At 59.7% G+C, this 25,444-nt stretch carries 25 protein-coding genes; 20 read left to right on the forward strand and 5 right to left on the reverse strand.

Annotation, left to right across the window (positions count from 1 at the left end):
• The first annotated feature begins 119 nt into the window (after positions 1 to 119).
• The 12 genes from hisN (at position 120) to KCG45_RS06255 (ending at position 12,455) form a co-directional block, all read left to right on the forward strand.
• Positions 120 to 890: a histidinol-phosphatase gene (hisN, locus tag KCG45_RS06200; RefSeq protein ID WP_218316186.1), complete on the forward strand. Its 771-nt coding sequence runs from the start codon at positions 120 to 122 to the stop codon at positions 888 to 890.
• A 27-nt stretch (positions 891 to 917) separates the two neighbouring features.
• Positions 918 to 1,850 carry an oxidoreductase gene (locus KCG45_RS06205; protein WP_218316187.1) on the forward strand — a complete coding sequence of 311 codons (933 nt, stop codon included), beginning with the start codon at positions 918 to 920 and terminating at the stop codon, positions 1,848 to 1,850.
• Between the two features lie 319 nt (positions 1,851 to 2,169).
• Positions 2,170 to 2,373 (forward strand): 50S ribosomal protein L35, encoded by a 204-nt coding sequence (gene rpmI, locus KCG45_RS06210; RefSeq protein ID WP_190788746.1) that lies wholly within the window; start codon positions 2,170 to 2,172, stop codon positions 2,371 to 2,373.
• Between the two features lie 57 nt (positions 2,374 to 2,430).
• Complete coding sequence (rplT, locus tag KCG45_RS06215; protein WP_218316188.1) at positions 2,431 to 2,790, forward strand: 50S ribosomal protein L20; 360 nt, start codon at positions 2,431 to 2,433, stop codon at positions 2,788 to 2,790.
• Positions 2,791 to 2,945: 155 nt separating this feature from the next.
• Positions 2,946 to 3,848, forward strand: a complete 903-nt coding sequence (locus KCG45_RS06220) for a helix-turn-helix domain-containing protein (protein ID WP_218316189.1) — start codon at positions 2,946 to 2,948, stop codon at positions 3,846 to 3,848.
• A gap of 111 nt (positions 3,849 to 3,959) precedes the next feature.
• Complete coding sequence (pheS, locus tag KCG45_RS06225) at positions 3,960 to 5,078, forward strand: phenylalanine--tRNA ligase subunit alpha (RefSeq protein ID WP_218316190.1); 1,119 nt, start codon at positions 3,960 to 3,962, stop codon at positions 5,076 to 5,078.
• Positions 5,075 to 7,486, forward strand: a complete 2,412-nt coding sequence (gene pheT, locus KCG45_RS06230) for a phenylalanine--tRNA ligase subunit beta (RefSeq protein WP_218316191.1) — start codon at positions 5,075 to 5,077, stop codon at positions 7,484 to 7,486. Before pheS ends, pheT begins: the two co-directional genes overlap by 4 nt.
• A 21-nt stretch (positions 7,487 to 7,507) precedes the next feature.
• On the forward strand, positions 7,508 to 9,040 hold the full coding sequence (locus KCG45_RS06235; protein ID WP_218316192.1) for a peptide chain release factor 3: 1,533 nt from the start codon (positions 7,508 to 7,510) through the stop codon (positions 9,038 to 9,040).
• Between the two features lie 38 nt (positions 9,041 to 9,078).
• Positions 9,079 to 9,975, forward strand: a complete 897-nt coding sequence (locus tag KCG45_RS06240; RefSeq protein WP_218316193.1) for an alpha/beta fold hydrolase — start codon at positions 9,079 to 9,081, stop codon at positions 9,973 to 9,975.
• Positions 9,976 to 9,993: 18 nt separating this feature from the next.
• Positions 9,994 to 10,554 carry a pyridoxamine 5'-phosphate oxidase family protein gene (locus KCG45_RS06245; protein WP_218316194.1) on the forward strand — a complete coding sequence of 187 codons (561 nt, stop codon included), beginning with the start codon at positions 9,994 to 9,996 and terminating at the stop codon, positions 10,552 to 10,554.
• A gap of 214 nt (positions 10,555 to 10,768) precedes the next feature.
• Entirely contained in the window at positions 10,769 to 11,107 is a 339-nt protein-coding gene (locus tag KCG45_RS06250) for a P-II family nitrogen regulator (RefSeq protein WP_190788754.1), read from the forward strand.
• A 16-nt stretch (positions 11,108 to 11,123) separates the two neighbouring features.
• Positions 11,124 to 12,455: an ammonium transporter family protein gene (locus tag KCG45_RS06255; protein WP_218316195.1), complete on the forward strand. Its 1,332-nt coding sequence runs from the start codon at positions 11,124 to 11,126 to the stop codon at positions 12,453 to 12,455.
• Positions 12,456 to 12,677: 222 nt separating this feature from the next.
• Here the strand turns inward: KCG45_RS06255 and KCG45_RS06260 are convergent, their stop codons facing one another.
• Genes KCG45_RS06260 through KCG45_RS06270 form a run of 3 tightly spaced genes read right to left on the reverse strand, consistent with a single transcriptional unit; the run spans position 12,678 to position 15,681 of the window.
• Positions 12,678 to 14,273 (reverse strand): GMC family oxidoreductase, encoded by a 1,596-nt coding sequence (locus tag KCG45_RS06260; protein WP_218316196.1) that lies wholly within the window; start codon positions 14,271 to 14,273, stop codon positions 12,678 to 12,680.
• Between the two features lie 24 nt (positions 14,274 to 14,297).
• Positions 14,298 to 15,254 (reverse strand): sterol desaturase family protein, encoded by a 957-nt coding sequence (locus KCG45_RS06265; RefSeq protein WP_218316197.1) that lies wholly within the window; start codon positions 15,252 to 15,254, stop codon positions 14,298 to 14,300.
• Positions 15,247 to 15,681: a hypothetical protein gene (locus KCG45_RS06270; RefSeq protein WP_218316198.1), complete on the reverse strand. Its 435-nt coding sequence runs from the start codon at positions 15,679 to 15,681 to the stop codon at positions 15,247 to 15,249. The genes KCG45_RS06265 and KCG45_RS06270 overlap by 8 nt, the downstream gene beginning before the upstream one ends.
• Before the next feature lie 39 nt (positions 15,682 to 15,720).
• Here KCG45_RS06270 and KCG45_RS06275 point away from each other — a divergent pair, with 39 nt between their 5' ends.
• Positions 15,721 to 17,175, forward strand: a complete 1,455-nt coding sequence (locus KCG45_RS06275) for an amidohydrolase (RefSeq protein WP_255547974.1) — start codon at positions 15,721 to 15,723, stop codon at positions 17,173 to 17,175.
• 3 nt (positions 17,176 to 17,178) lie between these two features.
• On the opposite strand, the gene KCG45_RS06280 is transcribed toward KCG45_RS06275, so the two are convergent.
• A complete protein-coding gene (locus KCG45_RS06280) occupies positions 17,179 to 17,610 on the reverse strand; it encodes a protein tyrosine phosphatase family protein (RefSeq protein WP_218316199.1) in 432 nt (143 codons plus the stop codon).
• Between the two features lie 315 nt (positions 17,611 to 17,925).
• On the opposite strand from KCG45_RS06280, the gene KCG45_RS15550 reads away from it, so the two are divergent.
• The 7 genes from KCG45_RS15550 to KCG45_RS06315 all read left to right on the forward strand — a co-directional run bounded on the left by KCG45_RS15550 (position 17,926) and on the right by KCG45_RS06315 (position 24,881).
• On the forward strand, positions 17,926 to 18,699 hold the full coding sequence (locus tag KCG45_RS15550) for a cold-shock protein (protein ID WP_218316200.1): 774 nt from the start codon (positions 17,926 to 17,928) through the stop codon (positions 18,697 to 18,699).
• 122 nt (positions 18,700 to 18,821) lie between these two features.
• Complete coding sequence (locus tag KCG45_RS06290) at positions 18,822 to 20,021, forward strand: aspartate aminotransferase family protein (protein ID WP_218316201.1); 1,200 nt, start codon at positions 18,822 to 18,824, stop codon at positions 20,019 to 20,021.
• Positions 20,021 to 20,965 carry an ornithine carbamoyltransferase gene (argF, locus tag KCG45_RS06295; protein WP_218316202.1) on the forward strand — a complete coding sequence of 315 codons (945 nt, stop codon included), beginning with the start codon at positions 20,021 to 20,023 and terminating at the stop codon, positions 20,963 to 20,965. The genes KCG45_RS06290 and argF overlap by 1 nt, the downstream gene beginning before the upstream one ends.
• A gap of 59 nt (positions 20,966 to 21,024) precedes the next feature.
• Positions 21,025 to 21,915 (forward strand): Hsp33 family molecular chaperone HslO, encoded by an 891-nt coding sequence (gene hslO, locus KCG45_RS06300; protein WP_218316485.1) that lies wholly within the window; start codon positions 21,025 to 21,027, stop codon positions 21,913 to 21,915.
• 48 nt (positions 21,916 to 21,963) lie between these two features.
• Positions 21,964 to 22,413, forward strand: coding sequence for a hypothetical protein (locus tag KCG45_RS06305; protein ID WP_369410741.1), 450 nt, complete (start codon positions 21,964 to 21,966; stop codon positions 22,411 to 22,413).
• A 56-nt stretch (positions 22,414 to 22,469) separates the two neighbouring features.
• The gene (gene queC, locus KCG45_RS06310; RefSeq protein WP_218316203.1) at positions 22,470 to 23,171 is read left to right on the forward strand and encodes a 7-cyano-7-deazaguanine synthase QueC; all 702 of its coding nucleotides are present in this window, start codon (positions 22,470 to 22,472) and stop codon (positions 23,169 to 23,171) included.
• 57 nt (positions 23,172 to 23,228) lie between these two features.
• On the forward strand, positions 23,229 to 24,881 hold the full coding sequence (locus tag KCG45_RS06315) for an MFS transporter (RefSeq protein WP_218316204.1): 1,653 nt from the start codon (positions 23,229 to 23,231) through the stop codon (positions 24,879 to 24,881).
• Here KCG45_RS06315 and KCG45_RS06320 read toward each other — a convergent pair.
• Complete coding sequence (locus tag KCG45_RS06320; protein ID WP_218316205.1) at positions 24,878 to 25,438, reverse strand: superoxide dismutase family protein; 561 nt, start codon at positions 25,436 to 25,438, stop codon at positions 24,878 to 24,880. The two genes, KCG45_RS06315 and KCG45_RS06320, sit on opposite strands and share 4 nt — an antisense overlap.
• Positions 25,439 to 25,444: the final 6 nt, after the last annotated feature.

The raw sequence follows: 25,444 nt of genomic DNA on the forward strand, positions 1-25,444 counted from the left end.
CAGCTGTTTCGCGGGAGCGGCAATTTCCTATGTTAAGATTGGCGCCAAATGTTTGACCAGCCGAACTTTTCAATGCTTAGGCACCGCCTTCCAGTCCCAGCTTTTGCCGGAAATGCCCGATGACCCCTGCCGATCTCGATCTTGCCAATGCTCTTGCCGATGCAGCTGGCGCTGCCATCCGGCCGCTCTTCCGCGGCGAGTGGAGCGAGGAGCGCAAGGCCGACCGATCTTACGTGACCGAAGCGGATCGGGCTGCCGAGGCTGCGATGCGCGCCCTGATTGAGGACAGATTCCCCGACGACGGTATCATCGGCGAGGAATATGGAACCCGCAACGAGAGTGCGGGCCGGCAATGGGTGCTCGATCCGATCGATGGCACCACCAGCTTTATTGCGGGCCGGCCTATATTCGGCACGCTCATCGCTTTGTTGCAGGATGGCTGGCCAGTGCTGGGTGTGATCGATCAGCCAATCGCGCGCGAACGTTGGGTCGGGCGTATCGGTGAAGGGACGACCTTTAACGGCAAGCCGGCGCAGGTATGCGCCTGCAAGGAACTGAACGAGGCGGTGCTCGGTACGACCACTCCGCATCAGTTCACCGGCGATGATGTCGATGCCTTCATGGGTGTCGCTAAATCGGTGGCCGAGCGCAAAATCATCTATGGCGGCGACTGCTACAATTACGGCCTCGTCGCGAGCGGTCATGTCGATGTCGTAATCGAAGCGGGCCTGAAGCTGCACGATTACGCTGCGCTCGTCCCTGTGGTCGAAGGGGCGGGAGGCCTAATGAGCGACTGGCAGGGCAACCCGCTGGATGCAGGTTCCGATGGCCGCGTCATCGCGCTTGGGGACCCAGCGCGGCTCGAAGACGTTCTGGAAGCGATGGGGTGACACACCCGCAGCAAAACAGGAAATGTCATGGCGCATATGGAAACCAGCGGGATCAACGACTGGACACCTGACGATCTTCCCGATCTATCAGGAAAACTTTGCATCATCACGGGCGGGAATTCCGGCATTGGTTTCGAGGCGGCGAGTATCCTTGCGCGCAAGAATGCCGATGTGGTGATCGCTGCGCGCAACGAGATGAAAGGGAAGAAGGCGCTCGCCAAGATCGTCAACCTGGGCGAGGGAAGATGCGAGCTGCTTCAGGTCGATCTCGCTGACAGCTCTTCGATCCGTAACGCTGCGAAAGAGGCGCAGGATCGTTTCGGAGCCATTGCGGCCCTTATCAATAATGCGGGCGTCATGCAGACGCCCAAGCAAAAAACCAAAGACGGCTACGAAATGCAGCTCGGGACCAATCATCTCGGCCATTTCCTCTGGTCAGCCCTGATGTTTGACCAGGTCGACGGACGCGGCGGACGGATCGTGACCGTATCGAGCATCGCGCATAAATTCGGACGGATCGACTTCGACAATCTGATGATGGAGCGCGGATACGATGCGAGCCGGGCATATTTCCGCTCGAAACTTGCCAACCTCTTGTTCGCGATGGAATTGCACCGCCGTCTCGAAAAGGCGGACTCGCGGATCAAGTCGATCGCCTGTCATCCGGGCTATTCGGATACCGAATTGCAGTTCAGCGGACCGACAGCTCTGTTCAAGGCGATCTACAAGATCACAAATGCTATTGTCGCGCAGCCAGCGAAACTGGGTGCCTATCCGACGGCGCTCGCTGCGGGCGATCCTGACGCGGTCAGCGGGGGCTATTACGGACCCACCGGCTTCTTCGATGCGCGCGGCCCTGTCGGTGATGCCGATGTCGAACAACGCGCGCTGGACGCAGACGTGGCGAAACGGTTGTGGGAAGTGAGCGAGGAATTAGTCGGCGAAAGCTTTTCCATCTGAGCCCAGGCCCGTTCGACGGCGGCGCGCTTTCCTACCCCGCTAGCGGATGGCATCACTGGCCGATGACCGGCTCACTCTTCAGGGATGGACAGCACCGCAGTCTGGCGCCCTTCGGTAGGCCGGTTTTTGCGGGGTCGTGTTTCCGGCTCAGGACCGTGTAACATGCGGTCCATGTCTCATCCGCCAGGTGCGCGAATCGCTTGCATCCTCCTGCCAAATCGCTATGTGCGCGACCTTCAACGACACAGATTGCGAGTCCGGCCTGGCGACAAGGGCTGCCAGGGCTGGTCCAATGTGTCTCTGACCAAAGGAGATAGAAATGCCCAAACTGAAGACCAAGAGCGGCGTGAAGAAACGCTTCAAGATCACCGCTTCGGGTAAGGTCAAGCACGGAGTCGCTGGCAAGCGTCACCGCCTGACTCACCACAATGCGAAGTATATCCGCCAGAATCGCGGCACCACGGTCATCTCCGATGCCGATGCCAAGACGATCAAGAAATGGGCGCCGTACGGGCTCGATTGATGGCCGGGCGGGCTGCGGCCTGCTCGCTCCCTCACATAAGCACAAGGATATACAATCATGCCTCGCATTAAACGCGGCGTTACCACCCGCCAGAAGCACAAACGTCTCCTCGAACAGGCCAAGGGCTATCGCGGTCGGCGCAAGAACACCATTCGCGTCGCGCGTCAGGCCGTCGAGAAAGCCGGCCAGTACGCCTATCGCGATCGCCGCATCAAGAAGCGCAATTTCCGCGCTCTGTGGATCCAGCGTATCAACGCCGCCGTCCGCGCCGAAGGGCTGACCTATTCTCAGTTCATGCACGGCGTGAAACTCGCCGGGATCGAGCTTGACCGGAAGGTCATGGCCGATCTGGCCATGAATGAAGAAGCGGCATTCAAAACGATCATCGCTCAGGCGAAAAGCGCTCTGCCGGCGTAAGCCGGCGATGCCGAAAGGCGTCGTGACGAAATCGAACAAGAGGGGCGGCGCATTGGCGACCGCCCCTTTTTTGTTGAGAGGGCTGGAAGTCCGGCCTTGTAGGAATTTGCCAACTTCCTTGTACAAAACCGTCAATTGCGGCACATGCAACCGCCATGGTCGCACGGAACGCAAATGGCGGAGTCGGTGAGTCGGACTATACGGTTCGAAGCCACTTCTACACACCGCCGAGCGAGTTCGAGGGCTGCTTCACGACGTTCTACCACCTGTCGCTTCAAGTTGAAGGTGGCGGCACCGTGCAGGATTACCTGCAACCTGAATGGGCCAATATTCGCTTCTTCTGCGGCGCCAATCCTACAGCCGAGATTAACGGGTTTAGCGTCGACGGAGCGCGGTTCAACGCAACCGGGCCGAGTTCGCTGCCATGCCATTTTGAGCTTGGCACCGCAGAGATGTGGGGTATCGGCTTTCTCCCGCTCGGCTGGGCACGCTTCGTCGACACCGACGCGCACAGCCTCGCCAACACGCTATGGGACGGATCGCAGCACACGGCCTTTGCCAAGTTCGATGGCCTGTCGGAGATTCTCTGCGATAGGGAGGTGACCCGCGAGGAACAGGTCGCGCACATTGTCGAGACGATGCGTCGCTTGATGCGACCCCACCGTGACGAATCGAAAATCCTGCGCGTGCACAAGGCGCTGGTCGATGGCTCATTCCTTGCTGTCAAAGAACTTGCCGATGCGTGCGGCATGAGCATCCGCACGCTCGAACGGGTTTGCGGTCGGTATTTCGGGTTCACCCCGAAACGTCTGATGCGTCGCCAAAGGTTCGTCCGCAGCCTGACCACCTTCATGCTGCACCAGGACAGTCGCTGGACCGAGGCAATGGACGCCGACTATCACGACCAGGCGCAGTTCACTCGCGAATTTCACGAGTTCATGACGATGAATCCCAGCGAATATGCCGCGCTGGATCATCCGATCCTGTCATCTTTCATGGAGGCAAGGGCCCGGGTCTGGGGCAGCGCAGCGCAGGCGCTCGACGTGCCGACCAATTGAGATAGCGCCGAACCTGGCCCTTCGCCCGGAAAACCATTCGCCACCGCATTGCATCTTTGCCTTGTCGGCCATTTGCCGCTAGCGGACGCGCTCATTTGATTGAGCCATGACATGACCGATTTGACACAACAAAAAAATGAAGCGCTGACGGCCATTGCCGCGGCAGCTTCGCTAGAAGCTCTCGACGAGCAGCGCGTCGCGGCGCTCGGGAAAAAGGGCTGGGTGAGCCTCGCGCTGAAAACGCTTGGAGGCATGAGCCCTGAAGAGCGGCAGGAAGCAGCCCCTGCAATCCAGTCGGTGCGGGCAGAAATTGCCGGCGCAATCGAGGGCAAAAAGGCTGAACTGGAAGCGGCTGAATTGGAAGCGAAGCTTGCCAGTGAAACGCTCGACCTGACCCTGCCAGCGCCCTTGCAAGCCAAGGGTTCAGTTCACCCTGTGAGCCAGGTCATGGACGAGCTGGCGGAGATATTCGCCGACCTCGGTTTCGAAGTGGCGACGGGGCCGGAAATCGAAGACGACTGGCACAACTTCACTGCGCTCAACATGGATGAAAGCCATCCTGCGCGCGCGATGCATGATACATTTTACTTCCCGGATGCCGCACCCGATGGCGGTCAAATGCTGCTGCGCACGCACACCTCGCCGGTCCAGATCCGGACGATGAAAGCGGTTTCCGAGAATTCTCCTGGAGGGGCGCCGATCCGCCTGATCGCGCCGGGGCGCGTGTACCGCAGTGACAGCGACGCAACTCACACACCGATGTTTCATCAGGTCGAGGGACTCGTGATCGACCGCGACATCCACCTTGGCCACCTCAAATGGACGCTAGAAACCTTCCTCAAGGCGTTCTTCGAGCGCGATGATATCGTGCTCCGCCTGCGTCCTTCATATTTTCCCTTCACCGAGCCCAGCGTCGAAGTCGATGTCGGCTATTCGAACGAAGAAGGTCGCCGTGTGGTCGGCGGATCGGGCGATGATGCAGGCCATGACTGGATGGAATTGCTCGGCAGCGGCATGGTCAATGCGCGTGTGCTCCAGATGGGCGGGTTTGATCCAGGCGAATGGCAGGGATTTGCGTGGGGTCTCGGTGTCGACCGGCTGGCCATGCTGAAGTACGGAATGAACGATCTGCGCGCTTTCTTCGATGGCGATCCGCGCTGGCTTGCGCATTACGGGTTTGCGGCGGTCGACCAGCCGACGCTTTCCGCTGGCGTGGGAGCGGGCGCATGAAGTTCTCGGTAACATGGCTGAAGGACCATCTCGAAACCGGTGCCTCGCTTCAGGAAATCACGGACACGCTGAATGCGATCGGCCTAGAAGTCGAAGGCGTCGAAGACCCTGCTGAGCGCTTGGCTGGTTTCACTGTCGCCAAAGTGCTGACGGCCGAGAAACACCCGGACGCCGACAAACTGCAAATCCTCACCGTTGACACGGGCGAAGGTGATCCGCTGCAGGTTGTCTGCGGCGCGCCCAACGCGCGGGCCGGAATGAAAGGCGTTCTCGGTCAGCCGGGCGCGATCGTCCCTTCGAACGGTATGGAGCTGCGCAAGAGCGCAATCCGCGGTGTCGAATCGAACGGTATGATGTGTTCGGTGCGCGAGCTCGAACTGGGCGAAGATCACGACGGCATTATCGAGCTGCCGGATGACGCTCCCGTTGGGCACAGTTTCGCCAACTACCACGGTTCCTCCCCGATCATCGACGTCGCGATTACGCCAAACCGTCCCGATTGCATGGGAGTGTACGGCATCGCACGCGATCTCGCGGCGGCTGGCCTTGGCGCGCTGAAACCGATTGCGTTTCCCGAATTCACTGCAGAGGGCGCATGCCCGGTCCAAATTCGCACCGATGATCCCGAAGGCTGTCCAGCGTTCTATGGCCGGGTGATCAGGGGCGTGAAAAATGGCCCCTCGCCCGACTGGTTGCAGCAGCGGCTGAAGAGCGCAGGGCAACGCCCGATTTCGCTATTGGTCGACCTCACCAACTACCTGATGCTGGCCTTCGGCCGTCCCGCGCATGCCTATGACCTCGCCAAGTTGACTGGTGCGGTCGTCGCCCGCCGGGCGAAGAAGGGCGAGCAGGTGCTGGCGCTCAATGAAAAGACCTACACGCTCGATGAAAGCATGGTGGTGATCGCGGACGATGAAGAAGTGCACGACATCGCAGGCATTATGGGCGGCGAGAATTCAGGTGTGTCCGACGATACGACAGATGTCCTGCTCGAAATCGCCTATTTCGAGCCTGCCCGTATCGGCGTGACAGGGCGCAAGCTTGGTCTTGCCTCGGATGCGCGCACGCGGTTCGAACGCGGAGTTGATCCCGCGTTTCTGCAAGACGGGCTCGACCTGCTCACGGGGCTGATCGTGGAACTGGCGGGTGGTCAGCCGAGCGAGTCGGTCCAAGCCGGTTCGCCGCCGAGCGAGCCGAAAGTTTTGTCGTTTGACACGGCGCACACCGCCCGGCTTGGCGGAGTGGACGTGCCTGCGGATGAACAGCGCCGTATTCTCGAAAGTCTCGATTTCGCGGTTGGTGGCAACTGGCCAGAAGCCGGCAAGTTAACCTGCCCGCTCCGCCGTCACGATATAGAAGGGCCAGCCGATATCGTCGAAGAGGTCGTGCGCATTCACGGACTGGACACGGTTGAAAGCGTTGCCTTGCCGCGCATGGATGGCGTTGCGCGGCCGACCGCGACACCGCAGCAGGCGATCGAGCGCAAACTGCGCCGCGCCGCCGCGGCGAGCGGTTTGCATGAGGCGATCACCTGGTCTTTCCTGCCTGAAAACGAAGCCGCGCATTTCGCCGACGGAGGCGATCTTTGGGGGCTGTCGAACCCGATCAGCGAGGACATGAAGATCATGCGGCCTTCTCTTCTTCCGGGCCTGCTCACTGCTGCCAAGCGCGCTTCGACGCGCGGCAGCGCTTCGGTGCGTCTGTTCGAAATCGGCCGCCGGTATTTCCGTGGGAGCGATGGCCTCAGCGATGAACGCGCGACGGTTGGCGCTGTGCTCGCCGGGGAAAAGGCCGCGCGCGGCTGGGCGTCCGGAAAAGCGGCGATGTTCGATGCGTATGATGCCAAGGCGGCAGCGATCCAGCTGCTCGAAGCAGCCGGTGCTCCGGTGGATAATCTGATGGTGATGGACGAGGCGGGATCGCAATTTCATCCCGGCCAATCTGCGACCCTGCGACTGGGTCCAAAAAAGGTGCTCGCGCGATTTGGCATGGTGCATCCGGCGACTTTGAGGGCGTTCGATGTCGATGGTCCGGTTGCGGCGGTCGAGGTGTTTCTCGACGCCCTCCCAAGCAAGAAGGCACCTAAGGGCGCGAAAAGCTTCGCCCGGCCAAGCTTCGCACCACCGGCGTTGCAATCGGTAACGCGCGATTTCGCGTTCCTGGTGCCCGAAGACCTCGCTGCCGCCGAACTGGTTCGCACGGTCAAGGGTGCGGACAAGGCGAACATTACCGACGTCCGGGTGTTCGATGTTTTCGCGGGGCAGGGCGTTCCGGAAGGGAGCAAATCGGTCGCTGTTGAAGTGACACTCCAGCCGGGGGAGAAATCCTACAAGGATGCCGATCTGAAAGCGATTTCGGACGCGATTGTCGCTGCGGCGGCAAAGCAGGGAGCGGAACTGCGCGGCTAAGCCCTGCCGTCCGAACCATCCATGTCCAACAGGCGCACCTTCGCAATCATCTCGCACCCCGATGCGGGTAAGACCACGCTCACCGAAAAGCTGTTGCTTCAGGGCGGCGCGATCCACCTCGCCGGCGAGGTCAAGGCCCGCGGCCAGGCCCGCCGCGCCCGGTCGGACTGGATGAAGATCGAGCAGCAGCGCGGCATCTCGGTCACCTCCAGCGTGATGACGTTTGAAAAGGAATACGAAGGCGAGACGATCACCTTCAACCTGCTCGACACGCCGGGGCACGAGGATTTCTCGGAAGATACCTATCGCACCCTGACGGCCGTAGACAGCGCAGTCATGGTGATCGACGCGGCCAAGGGCATTGAACCGCAGACCCGCAAGCTGTTCGAGGTTTGCCGCCTGCGCAACGTGCCGATCATCACCTTCGTCAACAAGGTCGACCGGGAAGGTCGCGATCCGTTCGAGACACTGGACGAAGTTGCCGATATGCTCGCGCTTGATGTCAGCCCGCAAATGTGGCCAATCGGGATGGGCGGCCAGTTCGAAGGGCTGCTTGATTTCGCCAGCGGAGAGGTCAGCCGTCCCGAAGGGCCGTCGAAGGAATTCCTAGGGACACGTGACAGTGATCCGGAGATCCCAGAGGAATGGGCGGAGGAGGCCGAGCTCGCGCAGGCTGGCTATCCAGAATTCGATCTGGAAGCCTATCGCAGCGGTGACCTGACGCCGGTCTATTTCGGGTCTGCGCTCAAGAATTTCGGTGTGACCGAGCTGATCGATGCGATTGCCCGATACGCTCCGCCGCCGCGTCCGCAACCGGCGGGCGAAGCGCGGATTACGCCCGAGCACGACGAGGTTACCGGCTTCATCTTCAAGGTGCAGGCCAATATGGACCCCAACCACCGTGACCGGATCGCATTCATGCGGCAGGTCTCGGGCACCTTCAAACGCGGCATGAAATTGACGCCTTCGGGACTTGGAAAGCCGATCGCGATCCATTCTCCGATCCTGTTCTTCGCGCAGGACCGGGAGATCGCCGACACCGCTGAAGCGGGCGATATCATCGGCATTCCAAACCACGGCACCTTGCGCGTCGGCGATACGCTGTCGGAGAAAGACGTGGTGCGTTTCACCGGCCTGCCGAATTTTGCGCCTGAAATCCTCCGCCGGGTCCAGCTGAAGGATCCGACCAAGACAAAGCAGCTGCGCAAGGCGCTCGATGACCTTTCCGAAGAAGGTGTTATCCAGGTGTTCTATCCCGAGATTGGCGCGCAGCACATTGTCGGCGTCGTCGGTCAGCTGCAGCTGGACGTGCTGATCTCGCGGCTTTCGGCTGAGTACAAGGTCGGGGCTGCGCTCGAAGCCTCACCGTTTGCGACTGCGCGCTGGCTGAAAGGCGAGCAGAAGTTGCTCGACGAGTTTGAAAGCTTCAACCGCGCAAATCTGGCCCGCGACCGCGACGGAGACCTCGTGTTCATGGCCAAAAGCCCGTGGGACGTGAACTATCAGGTCGAAAAGAACCCGGAGCTTACCTTCTCAGCGACGAAGGAACGCTAGACTTGCCCGCCGCGCTGCATCGCGGCATGTGAACGGGCATGAACGGCTACACACCTTCGCGCTTCGGCCCTACCTCGCAGACCTTCATCTCGCAGCGTTTGCGTCTCAATTACGAAGATTGGGCGACAAGCGCTGCCGATCGCAGCAAACCTCCCCTTGTCCTGGTTCATGGCGGACGCGATCATGCGCGCAGCTGGGACTGGACTGCGGAGGCTCTGCGCGACGATTACCACGTCATCGCCATGGATCATCGCGGCCATGGCGACAGCGACTGGGTCTCGGATGGCAATTATTCGGCTGGCGATATGGTGTATGATCTCGCGCAGCTGATCCACCAGCTCGGCGTCGGACCTGTGCGCATCGTATCGCATTCGATGGGAGGCAATGTCGCGCTGCGCTACGCTGGCATGTTCCCCGACATGGTGACCAAGCTGGTTGCTATCGAAGGTCTCGGCCCGTCGCCCGAATGGAAGGAAAAGCAGCGCGAAACCCCATATCCGCAGCGCATGGCCGAATGGGTCGAGAAAAAGCGCAAGGCAGCGGGGCGGACCCCGCGCAAATATGAAAGCATCGAAGCTGCGTTTGCGCGGATGATCGAAGAGAACTCCTACCTTACCGAGGATCAGGCCCGGCATCTTACAGTCCACGGCATCAACCGTAATGAGGATGGCACCTATAGCTGGAAGTTCGATCCGCACCTGAATGTCTGGGGTGTCGAAGATGTCGCGGACGAATTCATGGAAGCAACCTGGTCGGCGATCGACTGCCCGACCTTGCTACTCTACGGCCAGGACAGCTGGGCCTCCAATCCGGAGAAGGATGGTCGTCTCGAGCATTTCCGGACAGCACGGGTGATCGAGTTCGAAAAGGCTGGGCACTGGCTTCACCACGATCAATTCGATAGGTTCATCGGCGTGCTGCGAGACTTCCTCTGACACAAGCGGAGACACAACATGGCTGAATTTTTCGATGCGCTCGATGCGAAGCATATCGCGATGATCGAGAAGCAGCCCGTGTTCTTCGTCGCGACGGCCGCGCCCGATGCACGGATCAATCTCAGTCCCAAGGGCTATGATGCGTTTCGCATCCTTTCGCCGACCCGGGTTGCATATCTCGATCTGGGCGGGTCCGGCAACGAGACGCACGCTCACCTCGCAGCGGATGGCCGGATCACCCTGATGTTCTGTAATTTCGAACAGCCCGCGCTGATCCTGCGCATTTATGGCACGGGGGCGCCGGTGCTTCCGCAGGACGACGGCTGGGGGGATCTGGCCAGTCGTTTCACGATGCTGCCTGGAACGCGGCAGATCTTCGACATTGCGGTCGAGAGCGTACAGACATCGTGCGGCTGGGGTGTGCCCTTCATGAGGTTTGAAGCAGAGCGCGAGACCCTGAAAAAAGCGCATCGCCAATTGGAACCGGATGCATGGATGGCGAAGGTCGCGAACCGGACATCCAGCATCGATGGATTGCCAACCCGACCGACTGAACGTTACATCGCAGGGGATGAATAGCGCATAAAACTTGCGCAAGCGCGGCCTAGCGCGCGCGAATTCCGCAGCCATTGCCTAAAATCTAACCAAAAGATTAAAATTTGTGCACTGCAGTTTGTGCATGTGCGAACAAACTCCCTGATTCCGTTGCGTAACCCTGTCAGCTGATAAATGGCACGCCTCTTGCTGATTGATGCATGCCGGGGAGTGTCCGGTGAGCCAAAGGGGGTCAGGCATGAAGTTCATCATCGCCATCATTAAACCATTCAAGCTCGATGAAGTCCGCGAAGCGCTTGGTGCTATCGGGGTTGCCGGGATGACCGTCTCGGAGGTCAAGGGATTTGGCCGGCAAAAAGGCCAGACCGAAATTTACCGAGGCGCGGAATACTCGACCAACATGCTGCCGAAGGTGAAACTCGAAATCGCGGCCAGCGACGATATCGCCGCGCAGGTGGTCGAAACAATCCAGCAAACCGCCAACACTGAAGCCATTGGCGACGGCAAGATTTTCGTCCTCGATCTCGCATCGGCGACTCGCATCCGTACCGGCGAAGCCGGCGAAACCGCACTTTAACAGGGGGACAAGCATCATGAAGCGTACTTTCCTGAAACTTTCCGCCCTTGTCGCTGGTGTCGCCCTGTTTGCGCAGCCTGCGCTCGCAGCGGCACCGGCTGCCGACGCTGTCGGCGGCGGGACGGCCTATATTCTCAATACCTTGCTGTTCCTGATCGGGGGCTTTCTGGTGATGTGGATGGCAGCGGGTTTTGCCATGCTCGAAGCCGGTTTGGTCCGGTCGAAGAACACCTCGACACAGTGTCTCAAAAACATCGGCCTCTATTCGATTGCGGGCCTGATGTTCTGGGTGATCGGTTACTCGATCGCATACCCTGGATTTGCAGAAGGTTCGCTGGGCCTGTTTGGCATTGCGGGCTTTCCTTATGCGATGCAGGGCGTCGGTGAGGCTGACCTCGATACCGGCTATTCGGTTGCGTCTGACTGGTTCTTCCAGATGGTGTTCTGCGCAACCACCGCCTCGATCGTTTCGGGCACCGTTGCCGAGCGCGTGAAGATTGTTCCGTTCTTCATCTTCGTTACTGTCCTTACCGGTATCATCTATCCGGTTGTCGTCAGCTGGGAATGGGGCGCTGGCTATCTCGACAGCGTGCACGGCTTCAGCGACTTTGCTGGGTCCACTCTCGTCCACTCGACCGGCGGCTGGGCGGCTCTCATGGGCGCGATCATCATCGGATCGCGCGCCGGCCGCTACGGTGCGGATGGCAAGGTGAACGTGTTCCCTGGCGCCAACATTCCGCTTGCGACACTCGGCACCTTCATCCTCTGGCTCGGCTGGTTCGGATTTAACGGCGCGTCGCAGCTCGCGATGGGCACTGTCGGCGATGTTTCGGATGTGTCGAAGATCTTCGTGAACACCAATATGGCCGCAGCCGGCGGAGTGGTGGTCGCGATTATCCTGACGCAGATCCTGTACAAGAAAGCCGATGTTACCATGGCGCTGAACGGCGCACTGGCTGGCCTCGTGTCGATCACCGCCGAGCCGCTCGCACCGTCCGTTGGCCAGTCGATCCTGATTGGCGGCATCGGTGGGGCCATCGTGGTCTTCGCTGTCCCGATGCTCGACAAGTTCAAGATCGACGATGTCGTCGGTGCCATCCCGGTTCACCTGTTCGCAGGTATCTGGGGCACGATGATCGTTCCGCTGACAAACAGCGATGCGACCTATGGCGGCCAGTTTGTGGGCGTTGCACTGACTGCTGTCTGGGTCAGTCTGGCATCCGCAGTCGTCTGGTACGCCCTCAAGCTGACCATCGGGGTTCGCCCGTCGGAAGAAGCCGAGATTGGCGGGCTCGACCACGCAGAAATTGGCGTCGAAGCCTATCCCGAATTCGCTCGGACAACCTGAGCATCACGACCTTGGCGGGGGAAGAACTCTCTCCTCTCCCTCTTTCCCCGCCTCAACGCGTTCCTCCTGCGAACGAACAAACTGACGATGGCCGGAGCGGCATGACCGCTTCGGCCTTTTTTTGTCGCTTCGGAGGCCAGTGACTGCGGGCGCGCGCTCGCTAAACGCGGGGTCGTATTGCCGCGTACCGGACAGGCTCGCGGCTTTTCTGCCCGCGTGGACTTACGCCGTGACCTTTTCTGCGGCCATGATGAAGTCGGCGCAGCGCTCGCCAATCATGATGCTCGGGGCATTGGTGTTGCCGCTCACGATCTTGGGCATGATGCTCGCATCGGCGATCCATAGACCGTCCACGCCGTTCACTTTCAAGGTCGGAGCAACCACCGCGTCCGCATCGGCGCCCATGCGGCACGTACCGACTGGGTGGTAAACTGTATCGGCACGTTCGCGGATCAGATTGTCCAATGCCGCGTCGTCATTGAGATCGACGGGATGGCGATCGGTGGGGCCATAGGCCTGGAGCGGCGGAGCATCGGCTATGCGGTGCGAGAGGCGTACGCCAGCGCGAAGCACTGCGATATCGCGATCATCATCGAGGAAATTGGGGTCAATCACCGGAGGAGCCTCCGCATCGCCCGATCCCAATCGAACAGTGCCCCGGCTTTCCGGGCGCAGGACGCAGGCGTGAAGTGAAAAGCCATACCCCTTCACGTTTTCGCGTCCGTGATCTTCGAGTACAGCAGGCACGAAATGCCACTGCACATCAGGGGCCGGGGCATCGTCCATCACGGTCCAGAACCCACCAGCCTCGGCATAGGGTGTGGTCATCGCTCCGGTTCGGCTACGGCGGTGCTGGATGATCGCCCCTGCCATTTTGAGCGTCCCTTTCAACGTGCCGCCAATCGGAACGTCCGATTCCGTCGCCCAGCCAGAAACGTAATCGATGTGGTCCTGCAGGTCGGATCCGACCGCAGGCTTGTCGATCACGACATCGATCCCGTTTTCCTTGAGGTGCTGGGCGGGTCCTATACCTGACAGCATCATTATCTGCGGAGAGTTGAATGCGCCTGCGGAAAGAACGACGCCCCGGCGTGCGTAAATCATCTCGCTGCGCTTGCCCCGCCGCACGCGTACACCAGTCACGCGTCCACCCTCGATCACCAATTTTTCGACGAGGGTCTTCGTGCGAATCGAAAAATTGCCCTGCTCGCGGATCGGTTCGACATAGGCGCGTGAGGCAGACCAGCGCTCGCCCTTGCGCTGGGTCACCTGGTAAAGACCGAAGCCCTCCTGCCGTTCGCCATTGAAATCGTCATTGGTCCGCAACTGCAGCGCCGCGGCACTTTCGACAAAGGCATGGCTCGTCGGGTTGGGATCGACCTGGTCGGACACGAAGAGCGGGCCGCCTTCACCGTGATAATCGTCGGCACCGCGTTCATTCGCTTCGGCTTTCCGGAAATAGGGGAGCACGTCATCGTATGACCAGCCGGTGCAGCCCATCGCGGCCCAGTTATCGTAATCCCATTTGTTGCCGCGAATATAGACCATCGCATTAATGGCCGACGATCCGCCCAGGCCCTTGCCGCGTGGCTGATAACCTATGCGCCCATTCAGGCCTTTCTGCGCCACGGTGTCGTATTTGTAATTGGAGGAATTTCGTATGAAGGGCATGAAGCCCGGCGTCTTGATAAAGACATCGTTGTTGCGGCCGCCAGCCTCGATCAGGCACACACGGCGTGTGCCATCGACGGCCAGACGTCCTGCGGCTGCGCTACCGCCGCTACCACCGCCAATTACGATATAATCGAAGCTTTCCATGCTCTCTCCTCTTGAGAGACACGACTAAGCCGCTTCGCCTGGCCTTTCAATCGGGTTTCGCGCAGCAACCGGTTTTGTCGGCGGTTGTTCAGCGACGCGCGAGCGCCAGCGGTCCCGGATCATGTCGGAAGTGTCGCGGCTGCCGTCATGGCTCCAGCCAGGTTCGCGCAGCAAGTAGGACAGCTTGTGCTTCCAAGGCGCGCGCCAGATATCGGACAACATACCTATCCATTCATGGAACACCGCCCATAAAAGATTGAAGCTGCCGAGCTGCTTGATGATGCCATAGCGGATCTGTTCATCCTCGCGCTCGGGCTCGAATGTGCCGAACATCTTGTCCCATATGATGAAGACACCGGCATAATTGCGATCGAGATAACGCGGATTGGTGGCGTGGTGGACCCGGTGGTGGCTTGGGGTATTCATGACCGCCTCGAACCAGCGCGGCATTCGGCCAATCGCTTCGGTGTGAATCCAGAACTGGTAGATGAGATTGAAGCCGCCACAAATCGCGATCATGACCGGATGAAATCCGAGCAGGATAAGAGGCAGGGCGAACATCAGGCCGAAGGTGAATGCCCCGGTCCAACTTTGCCGCAGCGCAGTCGAGAGATTGTAATGCTGGCTCGAATGATGGTTCACATGGCTAGCCCACATCCAGCGAATGCGATGCCCTGCGCGGTGAACCCAATAGTATTTTAGGTCGTCGAGTACGAAGCATAGCGGCCATGCCCACCACACGGACCACCATTGCTCGCCAAAGTCGAAGACGCGATGTTCATAGGCTGCGATGAAAACGAATAGCGCAAATCCGCCGAGCAACGCACCTGCCACAGTCGAACCAAGGCCGAATGCCAGGCTCACCAAGGTATCCTTGGGCTCGTAGGATTCAGGAGCACGAAATTTCGCCCAGATCATCTCGGCCAGAACGGCCACGACAAACAGGGGCACAGCATATTCGGTAGGTGAAAATTCAGGCATTGCGGCGTTCTTTTAACCGATTGACCGCCTCAGCCCAAGATGCCGCGTCAGTGTGCTGAATTTGGACGCGGCCGAAACGCTTTTCTCCTGTATCGACGGACAAGAGGTCGCCATTTGCCTGGGCGCGGGCATTCGATTGCAGCAACCTCCCGGCAAACCGGTCGCCATGGCGCTTGATCAGCATGATTTGCCCGCTGGCATCATTCAAGATCGCGGCCGCTCCGTCTGCGCTGACTGCGGCTTCGACCGCCTGATAACCGTCGTGAACTTCGCCTGCGGCTTTAATGGCGTCCGGCTCGGAAGTGAGCTGCGCAGTCCCGCCCAGTCGCAGGAGCAGCGCGAGCCCGCTTAAAGCGACTATCGCGGCGAGCGACACGGCAAAAATCAGGATCTGAGGATGAATTTCCATGCCAAGACGGATTGGCATGTGGCTCGCTTTGCGGCAAGCAGGGGGTGCAGGGAGAATATGATGAAATTGCCGACAACACCGCTCGCCGCCACCGCATTTGCCGCGCTGGCATTTGGGTCCGCACCGCTTGCCGCAGACAACCACGCTCAGTCGGGAGTCGATCCGGTCGCTTTGGTCACGGCCGATGCCGACCGGACCGCTCGGGTCGCCAAGCAGCTTTGGGATTATGCAGAGCTCGGTTATCTCGAAACGCGCTCTACCGATCTGTTGCAGGGTGAACTCTCGGCAGAGGGTTTCAAGATCAAGAGCGGTATCTCCGAAATCCCGACAGCCTTTGTCGCGGAGTGGGGGGAAGGTGGACCGGTGATCGCGATCCTAGCCGAGATGGACGCGCTGCCCGGCATAAACCAGTCTGCAGCGGCGATTCGCGATCAGATCGCCGAAAAGCATGCAGGCCACGCCTGCGGTCACAACCTGTTTGGCGCGGGGTCCCTCACGGCGGCGATCGCCGTGAAAAAATGGCTCGAGGAAACCGGTACGCCCGGCCGGATCCGGCTGTATGGAACGCCCGCCGAAGAGGGCGGATCGGGCAAGGTCTACATGACCCGCGAAGGTATGTTCGACGATGTCGATATCGCGATCCATTGGCACCCAGACGATGAAAACAGCGCCGCCGCGCGGACCAGCCTCGCCAATCGCTCTGCAAAATTCCGCTTCATCGGGATTTCGGCCCACGCCGCAGGCGCGCCGGAGCGCGGGCGGTCCGCGCTCGACGGTGCCGAGGCGATGAACATGATGGCGAACATGCTGCACGAACACATGCCGCAGGATGCCCGAATGCATTACGTCATCACCAGCGGCGGTAACGCGCCCAATGTCGTGCCGGATTTTGCCGAAGTGTTCTATTACGTCCGCCACCCCGATCCTGACGGTGTCGAGGAGATCTGGACCAGGCTAGAACAGGCGGCGCGCGGCGCGGCAATGGGCACGGGGACCGAGGTTGATTGGGAGGTGATCCACGGCAACAACCCGCTGCTGGTGAACGAAACCCTCGCGAAAATGATGGACGCCAAACTACGCAGCGTTGGCGGGATCGAATATTCGGACGAAGAGCTTGAATGGGCCGAGCAATTGCAGGCATCGCTGGGCGATGCGGCAGAACCGCTATCCGAGGCCGGCGAGATCCAGCCTTACGAAATGAAGCTTGGCTATGGTTCGACCGATGTGGGCGATGTCTCGTGGGCTACGCCGACCGTCGGGCTGCGGACTGCGACATGGGTGCCGGGCACCAGCGCGCATAGCTGGCAGGCTGTCGCCGCGAGCGGCCACTCGATCGGGTTTAAGGGTGCTCAGAAAGCGGCAAAGGCCATGTCGTTGATGGCGGTCGAACTGTTCACCAATCCTGAGCTGCGCAATGCCGCGCGGACCGAGTTCGAAGCCGCCCGGGGCGAAGATTACGAGTATCGTTCGCTTTTGGGTGATCGCGACCCACCGCTTGACTATCGCAAATGACGATCAGCGGGCGGCGAGCATGTCAATCATAGGGCGGATAGGCGACACGTCGTAGCCTGCCGCCATCGCCGATTGGGAAATGTCCTCCGGGTCGCCGCCCGATTTCGCTTGCGCGAGAGCCCATAGCAGGGTCGACCGTGTCCCTGAGCGGCAATAAGCGAGCACCTTTCCATCGCTCGTAGACAGCGCGTCGATCATCTGATCGATCTGCGGTTCGCTGAAGCCGGAATGCCCGATAGGAATGGCTATGTATTCAAGGCCAGCCTTGCGCGCGGCATTTTCGATTTCGTCGCTCTGCGGTGCCGAAGGATCTTCACCGTCCGGACGATTATTGACGATAAGCGTGACGCCTGCGTCTTTCGCTGCGTCAACGTCGCTCACTTCGATCTGCGGGCTGGCGAGCACCGAATCGGTCAATTGTCGAAATTCGCTCACGGTGCTTTCATCCTTGAAATGGCTGTCTGTTTTACAGCGGTTAGCGTTTGTGTCCAATCGTGGTGGTTGCTAGCAAAAGCGCCGATATAGACCGGAGAAACGCGATCTACGCAGCTTAGCGGTGCGAATTTGTCATAAATATTCGCGATAGACCGGTTGCGGGTTAAATCATTCGCAAAGCGGTTCTTTGTGCGCTATGACCCGCGACAGAGAGCGATATTCGATCCGTCGAAGTTTCGCTTGCGTTCGGTACGGACCGCTGCCCCGATACCGACGCATTGGAGGTGGGCAGTGTGACAAGGTACGTAGAGAGTTATGGGTTACGATAGGGGACGTCGGCGCGGCCGGGATAAGCGCGACGGTTTCGGCGAGGACAGTTTTGATCCTTTTGGCGGCGGCATGGACGGATTTCCCCCGCCCAGCGACTACGGTAATGACCGCGGCGGAAACGACAGGTTTGGCGGCGGAGGTGGTGATCGCGGCGGCAATGACCGTTTCGGCGGCGGTGGCGGAGGCCCTCGTGGCGGCGGTGGTCCGCGCGGCGGTGGCGATCGTGGCGGCAGTGGCGGTGCCGGTGGCGGCGGCTTCAACCGCATGCCCGCACAGGTTGTCGGTACAGGCAAAGGCACCGTAAAGTTCTTCAACGGCCAGAAGGGTTTCGGCTTCATCCAGCAGGAAACCGGCGGAGAAGACGTTTTCGTACATATCAGTGCGGTTGAACGCGCCGGGCTCGAAGGATTGGCCGAAGGCCAGGAACTCGAATTCAATCTCGTCGATCGCGGCGGGAAAATTTCAGCGCAGGACCTTCAGGTCGTTGGCGATGTCATCGCTGTCGAGAAAAACGATGGTCCGCCAAAGCGTGAGCTTACAGGCGACAAGGCCACCGGCACCGTGAAGTTCTTCAACTCGATGAAGGGTTTCGGTTTCCTGGTTCGTGACGACGGCCAGCCTGACGCATTTGTGCATATCAGCGCTGTCGAACGTTCCGGCCTGAGTGCAATCAACGAAGGCGAACGCTTCGAATTCGATCTCGAAGTTGACCGACGCGGAAAGTATTCTGCGGTCAACCTCGTGCCGGTTCAGGAGTAGCTTCCAAAACCTGTTCGGCCGTTTGACCAACCAAGCGAGCGGCCCTATCTCAATATGAATGGCGGCTCATTGATGAGCCGCCATTTGCTTTTACACTCGATTCCCAAGCTAGGATTCCGATTATGTCGATTACTCCGCTGATGCCCGTATATCCCCGGTGCGGTGTTCGGCCTGTCCGCGGCGAACACTGCCATCTGATCGATGAGGACGGCACGCGCTATCTGGATTTTGCGAGCGGCATCGCAGTGAACCTGCTCGGTCATTCGCACCCTGGCCTGATCGAAGCGATCCAGAAGCAAGCGGCGACGCTGATGCACGTTTCCAACCTGTACGGTAGTCCGCAAGGCGAAAAGCTCGCGCAGCAGCTGGTCGACAACACATTCGCAGATACCGTCTTCTTCACGAATTCGGGCGCAGAGGCAGTGGAAACGGCGATCAAGTGCGTTCGGTCGTATCACCAAAACGCTGGCGATGAAGGCGACGCCGACCGTTTCGAGATCATCACATTCGCCAATGCTTTTCACGGTCGGACCATGGCGACTATCAGCGCGTCGAACCAGACAAAGATGCACCACGGCTTTTCCCCGCTGCTCGCTGGGTTCAAATACGCAGAATTCGACGACCTCGATGCGGCAAAGGCCCTGATCGGCCCCCAAACGGCAGGCTTTCTGGTCGAACCCATCCAGGGCGAGGGAGGTATCCGGCCTGCATCGGACGAATTCATGCAAGGGCTGCGCGCGCTTGCCGATGAGCACGACCTGATGCTTGCGCTGGATGAAGTGCAGTGTGGCGTCGCGCGGACCGGGACGCTCTACGCATATGAGCAATATGGGATCACGCCGGATATCGTCGCGACCGCAAAAGGGCTTGGCGGGGGCTTCCCGCTCGGCGCATGCCTTGCGACCGAGAAAGCCGCGCGCGGCATGACCTTCGGGACCCACGGTTCGACATATGGCGGCAACCCACTCGCCATGGCGGCGGGAAGCGCGGTCATGGATGCAGTGGCGAATGAGGAGTTCCTGGCATCGGTGCGGGAGAAAGGTGACCGCATCCGCACCCGGCTCGAACAGTTTATCGGGAACTATCCGGAACTCTTCGAGCTCGTCCGCGGCAAGGGATTGATGCTCGGCATCAAGATGAAAGTCGAAAGCCGCCCATTCTTCGTGCACCTGCGCGACAACCACCAACTGCTGACAGTGGCCGCCGGTGACCAGACATTGAGGGTCATCCCGCCGCTCGTGATCGGTGATGAGGAAATCGACGAGTTCTTCGAAAAACTCTCTGCTGGCGCTGCAAGCTTTAAGACGTCTGAAGCAGCCTGATGTCCGGCACCGATACGTTTCAGCATCTTCTCGACCTTGGCGACGCCGGGGCCGATGCGATTGCCGCAATGATTGGCGATGCGATCGATCGCAAGGGGGCGCGCCAAAGCTGGCCAAAGGGCAAGGCCGACGCCGATGCCCCGCTGGCTGGGCGGGTGCTTGCGCTGGTATTCGAGAAGAATTCCACGCGTACGCGGGTAAGCTTTGAGATCGCCATGCGTCAGCTTGGCGGCACGGTCCTCATTCTCGACGCGGGGTCGAGCCAGCTCGGTCGCGGAGAAAGTATCGCCGACACGGCGCGCGTGCTCAGCCGGATGGTGGATGCGATCATGCTCCGGACCGACGATCACGCGAAGATCGAGGAAATGGCGCGCCATGCTAGCGTCCCGGTCATCAACGGCCTGACTGATCGTTCGCATCCGTGCCAGATCGTCGCGGACCTTCTGACCGTGATCGAACACGGCAAGGCGCTTCCCGGACTGGAAGTAGCGTGGTTTGGCGATGGCAACAACGTACTGCATTCGTTTCTCGAAGCGGCGAGCCTGATGAAGTTCAATCTCCGCATCGCAACGCCTGAAGGGTTCGAGCCCGAGCCGGAATTTGTCGACATGGCGCGCAGTGCAGGCTGCTCCGTGATGCTTACGCAGGATGTCCGCGCGGCGGCGCGCGATGCCGATGTGCTGGTCACGGACACGTGGATCTCGATGGGCCAGGCCGACGCAGCCGAGAAGCGCGCAGCGATGGAGCCTTACCAGATCAACGCCAGGATCATGACCGAGGCCAAGGGCGACGCAGTATTCCTTCACTGTCTGCCCGCGCATGTCGGTGAAGAAGTCAGCAAAGAAGTGTTCGAAGGGCCGCATTCAGTCGTTTTCGACGAGGCGGAAAATCGCATTCATGCCCAAAAGTCAGTGCTGTTATGGGCTTTCGGAATGCTTCGCTAATTAATGTTTTGCGTCTGCCGGGGTTAACGGCGGCCAGCCGAGCTACCATATTGCTCGCTATGGAAAATCAGGCCGAAACATTCGCCGATAAACTGCTCGGCTTCACGCTGCCTGCGCGCAACGCTCGCGCCCGTATTGTTCGCCTCGATGACGTGGTGAACGAGGTGCTTTCCGCGCACGACTATCCGGCACCGATTACCCACCTCTTGAGCGAAGCTCTTGTACTAAGCGCACTCATGGGCGGCTTGCTCAAGGGTGAGGAGGCGCAGCTCACGATGCAGGCGCAAACACAAGGCGGCGTGGTCACGCTTCTCGTGTGCGATTACCGCGCGGGCGCCATTCGGGGATACGTCGATTTCGATGCTGCGCGACTCGAGGCGCTTGGCGCCAATCCGTCGCTATCCGCGCTCTTCGCTCAGGGATATCTCGCGATCACCTTCGAAACTGGTGGTGGTGAGCGCTATCAGGGGATCGTCCCGCTGGAGGGTGATAGCTTGGCTGAAGCGTGTGAGCTGTATTTCAGCCAATCGGAGCAGATTCCGACGATGATCCGCGTAGCTAGCCGCGCTGGGGCAGGAGGGCGCGTCGCGTCCGGTCTGCTCATCCAGCACCTCGCCGATGGCGAAGAGGGACGAGAACGGTTGCATGTGCGGCTCGATCATCCCGATTGGGAACATGTACAAACGCTCGGCTCCTCGATTACGCATGACGAATTGGTTGACCCCGATTTGTCGATGGAAGCTATCGCCTGGCGTTTGTTTCATGAAGAGGAGGAGGTGCGAATTCAGCCAGGTCCCACGCTTTCCCGCGGATGCCGTTGCAGCCCGGAATATTACGAGACCGTTATCGCCCGTTTCCCGGAGGGTGAACGGGCTGAAATGCGCAACGGCGATGGAAAGGTGATTGTGGACTGCGCGTTCTGTGCCCGCGAATTCGAGCTCGAGATATAGCGGCTTGTCGCTGTTCAGCAACGACTCATCGCGTAAAACGGATATTGTGTGCGCGATTTCTCTCAAACAGGCGATGATAATGCCATGAAGTACAGTATTTCGAACCGCAAGATTGGTGTCGCCGCGGCTTTCGCTGTGGCCATTCTCGCGATCGCCATTCCAGCTCTTGCTCAGTCAGAAGGCCTGTCAATGCTTGGCAATCTGACGAAGGGCGAGTGGACCGTGAAGCATCGCGACGGCTCGGTGGATAGCAAAGTGTGTGTGCGGACGGGGCAGGAATTGATCCAGCTGCGCCATAGCGAGCGGGGCTGCAGTCGGTTTGTGGTTGAAGATGCGGCTTTCAAGGTCACTGTGCAATATACATGTCCGGGCAATGGGTATGGGCGCACCTATGTCCGGCGCGAAACGGACTCGCTGGTTCAGATCGAAAGCCAGGGCATCTCATCTGGTTTGCCGTTCCACATTGCAGGTGAGGCGCGCCGAACAGGTACCTGTTAAAGCTCCTCGACCGCGCAGGGATTGCGTATCCCCGCGTTGAGGGTATGCGTCGCCCGATGACCCATACGAGTTCGAATAAAGCGGCAAGCAAAACGGCCATCGTCCTGCTGTCAGGTGGCCTCGACTCCATGGTCACTACAGCGATTGCGAAGGAGCAAGGTTTCGCCGTGCGTGCGCTATCGGTTGACTATGGCCAGCGGCATCGTCTTGAACTGGCGTCTGCGAAACGGATAGCTGACAAGCTGAGCCTTGCTGATCATATCGAGATTGCGCTTGATTTGCGCGCCTTTGGTGGATCTGCCCTGACAGACGCGATCGCGGTTCCAAAGTCAGGTGTGGGCGAGACGATCCCCGTAACATATGTCCCTGCACGCAACCTCGTATTCCTGGCTCTGACGACAGCATGCGCCGAGGCAGCTGGCTCATCCGATGTCTTTATCGGAGTGAATGCGCTGGATTATTCGGGATACCCCGATTGCCGACCGGAGTTCATCGCGAGTTACGCAGAGACCGCGAGACTGGGCACGAGAGCAGGTGTCGAAGGCAGCCCCTTCACGGTGCACACGCCCCTGCAGCACATGACGAAAGCCGATATCGCTAGAGAATGCGACCGGCTGGGTCTCGACCCTGCTTGGAGTTGGTCGTGTTACGACCCGGGGACGGGAGATATCGCTTGCGGTCTGTGTGATTCATGCCGTTTACGTAAAAAGGGATTTGCCGAAGCCGGAATAACCGATAGCACGGTATATGCAGCTTAGCACGGCCACGGCGACGCATCGCAATCTAACTTAGTGGGCCTTGTGGGGGATCGATCTTTGAGCGATGACACTAATGACCAGGCTGGCCATGAAGACCAGCCGGTCCCGCCCTACAGTTGGTACGCGCTTAGCGTTCTGGTTCTCATTTATGTCCTGAACTTTATTGACCGACAGATCCTGTCGATCCTCGCCAATGATATCAAGGCAGACCTGGGCGTCGACGATGCCTATTTGGGATTTCTCTACGGCACTGCTTTTGCGATTTTCTATGCGCTGTTCGGCATCCCTCTCGGAAAACTGGCTGACAGTTGGAAGCGTGTCCGGCTGATGACGATTGGGTTGACACTCTGGTCTGCCATGACAGCGGTGTCAGGGTTTGCGCGCGATGCTGCTACGCTTACGGTTGCTCGGATCGGTGTCGGTGTTGGCGAAGCGACGGCCAGCCCCTCGGCTTACTCGCTCATTTCCGATTGGTTTCCCGCCCGGTTGCGTGCCACCGCGCTCGCGATCTACTCGTCCGGTTTGTACATCGGCGGCGGGGTTTCGCTGGCGATTGGCGGCGTGATCGTCGACAACTGGAACAAGGCGTTCCCCGATGGCGACCCATATTTCGGTTTGGCTGGATGGCAGGCGGCATTCATTGCGGTCGGCGTTCCTGGGCTGCTGTTGGCGATGTGGGTGGTCACCCTACGTGAACCAGTCCGCGGAGCTATCGACGGCCTACCCACACCGGAGGACCCGCACCCGTTCCGCGGTTTCATGCGGGAGCTGTATACCGTCATTCCGCCTTTTACATTCGTCGGAGCGGCAGCACGCGGAGCCGGTGCCTTGGCGATCAACGTGGCAGTTTTCTTAGGCGCGCTGGCGGCCGCTCACGTCGTGACTTCGCTCCTTCAATCGGGCGAGGGCATCATCTGGGCAGCGCTGGGAAGCGTGCTTGGCCTCGCATTGCCGGCGATCACTGATCAGTGGCTGCTCCTCGCAATCGGCTATTATTCCGTATTCTGCTGGGCGAGCGCACTTCGCCAGCGCGACTATCCAACCTTCATGCTGACTTGGGGATCCCCAGCATTTCTGTGCACGATCCTCGGATACGGCACGGTGGCCTTCATGGCGTACTCCGCATCGTATTGGGGAGCGCCCTATGCCGAGCGTGTCTTCGACGTGTCGAAAGCCGAACTTGGGTTCTGGCTTGGCGGGGGAGGTGCCGCCGGCGGTTTCTTGGGGGTTATTCTTGGCGGACGGATGGCCGACTACCTGTACACGCGAACGTCCGGCGGGCGCATCTGGGTGGTGCTGTTCGGACTGCTGAGCCCGATCCCCTTTGCCATTATTCAGTACACCACTGATATCTGGCCGTTATTCTTGGCCCTTAATGTCGTGGTTGGCGCGCTTGCCGCTTCCGCTTTAGGGGCTGCAGCAGCAAGCAGTCAGGCGCTCGTGCTACCGCGAATGCGAGGGACCGCGACTGCGACTTTCTTCCTTGCCACGACATTGGTCGGCTTGGCCCTTGGGCCGTACATGGCAGGGTACGTGTCAGCTCAGAACGACGGTGATCTCAGCGCTGGTGTATTATCCACCTTGTGGATCACCCCGATCGGGATGGTGTTGCTGATGAGCGCACTTCGTCTGGTTCCCAAAGCGAACGCAACTGTCGTCGAGCGTGCGGTGGCCGCTGGCGAACCCGGTCGAATGCAAGCCGCGAGCTAGTCGGAATTCAAGACCAGCTCACCGCAGGCTATCCTGGGGCCTGCGGCCCCCGCTGGGTCAGACACATAGTCATCTGGCCCTTGGTGGATCATGACCGCAGTCCCATCGGCATCGAAGATGGCTGCCAAAACGTCTGCCGCAGTACCGCTTAGCGCAAACGTTTCGTCGACGGTTCCATCTTCTCCGACAGTAATGTTGGGTAAGTCGCCCAGATGCTTTCCACCTTCGCTCAAACTTCCGTGGGTGTTGCCGTCCGGGTTAAGATGTCCGCCGGCCGAGGTGAAGTCAGGAGCCGAGCAATCAGCGGTCGTATGCAGATGAAACGCCTTCACACCGGGTTCTAGGCCGCCAAGTTCTAGCTTGAGCGAAAGGGCGTCTTCGCTCCGAACAAGTATGACCCTGCCGACTGGATCATTTTGTCGATCGGTGAGCTCGGCTGCCGCGATCTTCTGATCGGAGGCATAAAGTCCCGTACCGGTATCGCCCGAAGTGTAGGAGCAACTCGCCAAAAAGAGCGCCAAGCCCAGTGTTCCAGCCGCTTTGTTGTAGGTTCGCATGATCGT

The sequence above is a fragment of the Erythrobacter ani genome (assembly GCF_019204025.1).
Taxonomy (GTDB): Bacteria; Pseudomonadota; Alphaproteobacteria; order Sphingomonadales; family Sphingomonadaceae; genus Erythrobacter; species Erythrobacter ani.

Bases quoted from the DNA above. Each gene is read 5' to 3' on its own strand.
- KCG45_RS06250 (WP_190788754.1), top strand. From the start codon at position 10,769: ATGAAGTTCATCATCGCCATCATTAAACCATTCAAGCTCGATGAAGTC.
- hslO (WP_218316485.1), top strand. From the start codon at position 21,025: ATGGAAAATCAGGCCGAAACATTCGCCGATAAACTGCTCGGCTTCACG.
- KCG45_RS15550 (WP_218316200.1), top strand. From the start codon at position 17,926: ATGGGTTACGATAGGGGACGTCGGCGCGGCCGGGATAAGCGCGACGGT.
- KCG45_RS06205 (WP_218316187.1), top strand. From the start codon at position 918: ATGGCGCATATGGAAACCAGCGGGATCAACGACTGGACACCTGACGAT.
- KCG45_RS06240 (WP_218316193.1), top strand. From the start codon at position 9,079: ATGAACGGCTACACACCTTCGCGCTTCGGCCCTACCTCGCAGACCTTC.
- KCG45_RS06290 (WP_218316201.1), top strand. From the start codon at position 18,822: ATGTCGATTACTCCGCTGATGCCCGTATATCCCCGGTGCGGTGTTCGG.
- KCG45_RS06270 (WP_218316198.1), bottom strand. From the start codon at position 15,681: ATGCCAATCCGTCTTGGCATGGAAATTCATCCTCAGATCCTGATTTTT.
- KCG45_RS06235 (WP_218316192.1), top strand. From the start codon at position 7,508: ATGTCCAACAGGCGCACCTTCGCAATCATCTCGCACCCCGATGCGGGT.
- KCG45_RS06275 (WP_255547974.1), top strand. From the start codon at position 15,721: ATGATGAAATTGCCGACAACACCGCTCGCCGCCACCGCATTTGCCGCG.
- rplT (WP_218316188.1), top strand. From the start codon at position 2,431: ATGCCTCGCATTAAACGCGGCGTTACCACCCGCCAGAAGCACAAACGT.
- KCG45_RS06320 (WP_218316205.1), bottom strand. From the start codon at position 25,438: ATGCGAACCTACAACAAAGCGGCTGGAACACTGGGCTTGGCGCTCTTT.
- KCG45_RS06265 (WP_218316197.1), bottom strand. From the start codon at position 15,254: ATGCCTGAATTTTCACCTACCGAATATGCTGTGCCCCTGTTTGTCGTG.
- queC (WP_218316203.1), top strand. From the start codon at position 22,470: ATGACCCATACGAGTTCGAATAAAGCGGCAAGCAAAACGGCCATCGTC.
- KCG45_RS06245 (WP_218316194.1), top strand. From the start codon at position 9,994: ATGGCTGAATTTTTCGATGCGCTCGATGCGAAGCATATCGCGATGATC.
- KCG45_RS06260 (WP_218316196.1), bottom strand. From the start codon at position 14,273: ATGGAAAGCTTCGATTATATCGTAATTGGCGGTGGTAGCGGCGGTAGC.
- hisN (WP_218316186.1), top strand. From the start codon at position 120: ATGACCCCTGCCGATCTCGATCTTGCCAATGCTCTTGCCGATGCAGCT.
- KCG45_RS06255 (WP_218316195.1), top strand. From the start codon at position 11,124: ATGAAGCGTACTTTCCTGAAACTTTCCGCCCTTGTCGCTGGTGTCGCC.
- rpmI (WP_190788746.1), top strand. From the start codon at position 2,170: ATGCCCAAACTGAAGACCAAGAGCGGCGTGAAGAAACGCTTCAAGATC.
- pheT (WP_218316191.1), top strand. From the start codon at position 5,075: ATGAAGTTCTCGGTAACATGGCTGAAGGACCATCTCGAAACCGGTGCC.
- KCG45_RS06220 (WP_218316189.1), top strand. From the start codon at position 2,946: ATGGTCGCACGGAACGCAAATGGCGGAGTCGGTGAGTCGGACTATACG.
- argF (WP_218316202.1), top strand. From the start codon at position 20,021: ATGTCCGGCACCGATACGTTTCAGCATCTTCTCGACCTTGGCGACGCC.
- pheS (WP_218316190.1), top strand. From the start codon at position 3,960: ATGACCGATTTGACACAACAAAAAAATGAAGCGCTGACGGCCATTGCC.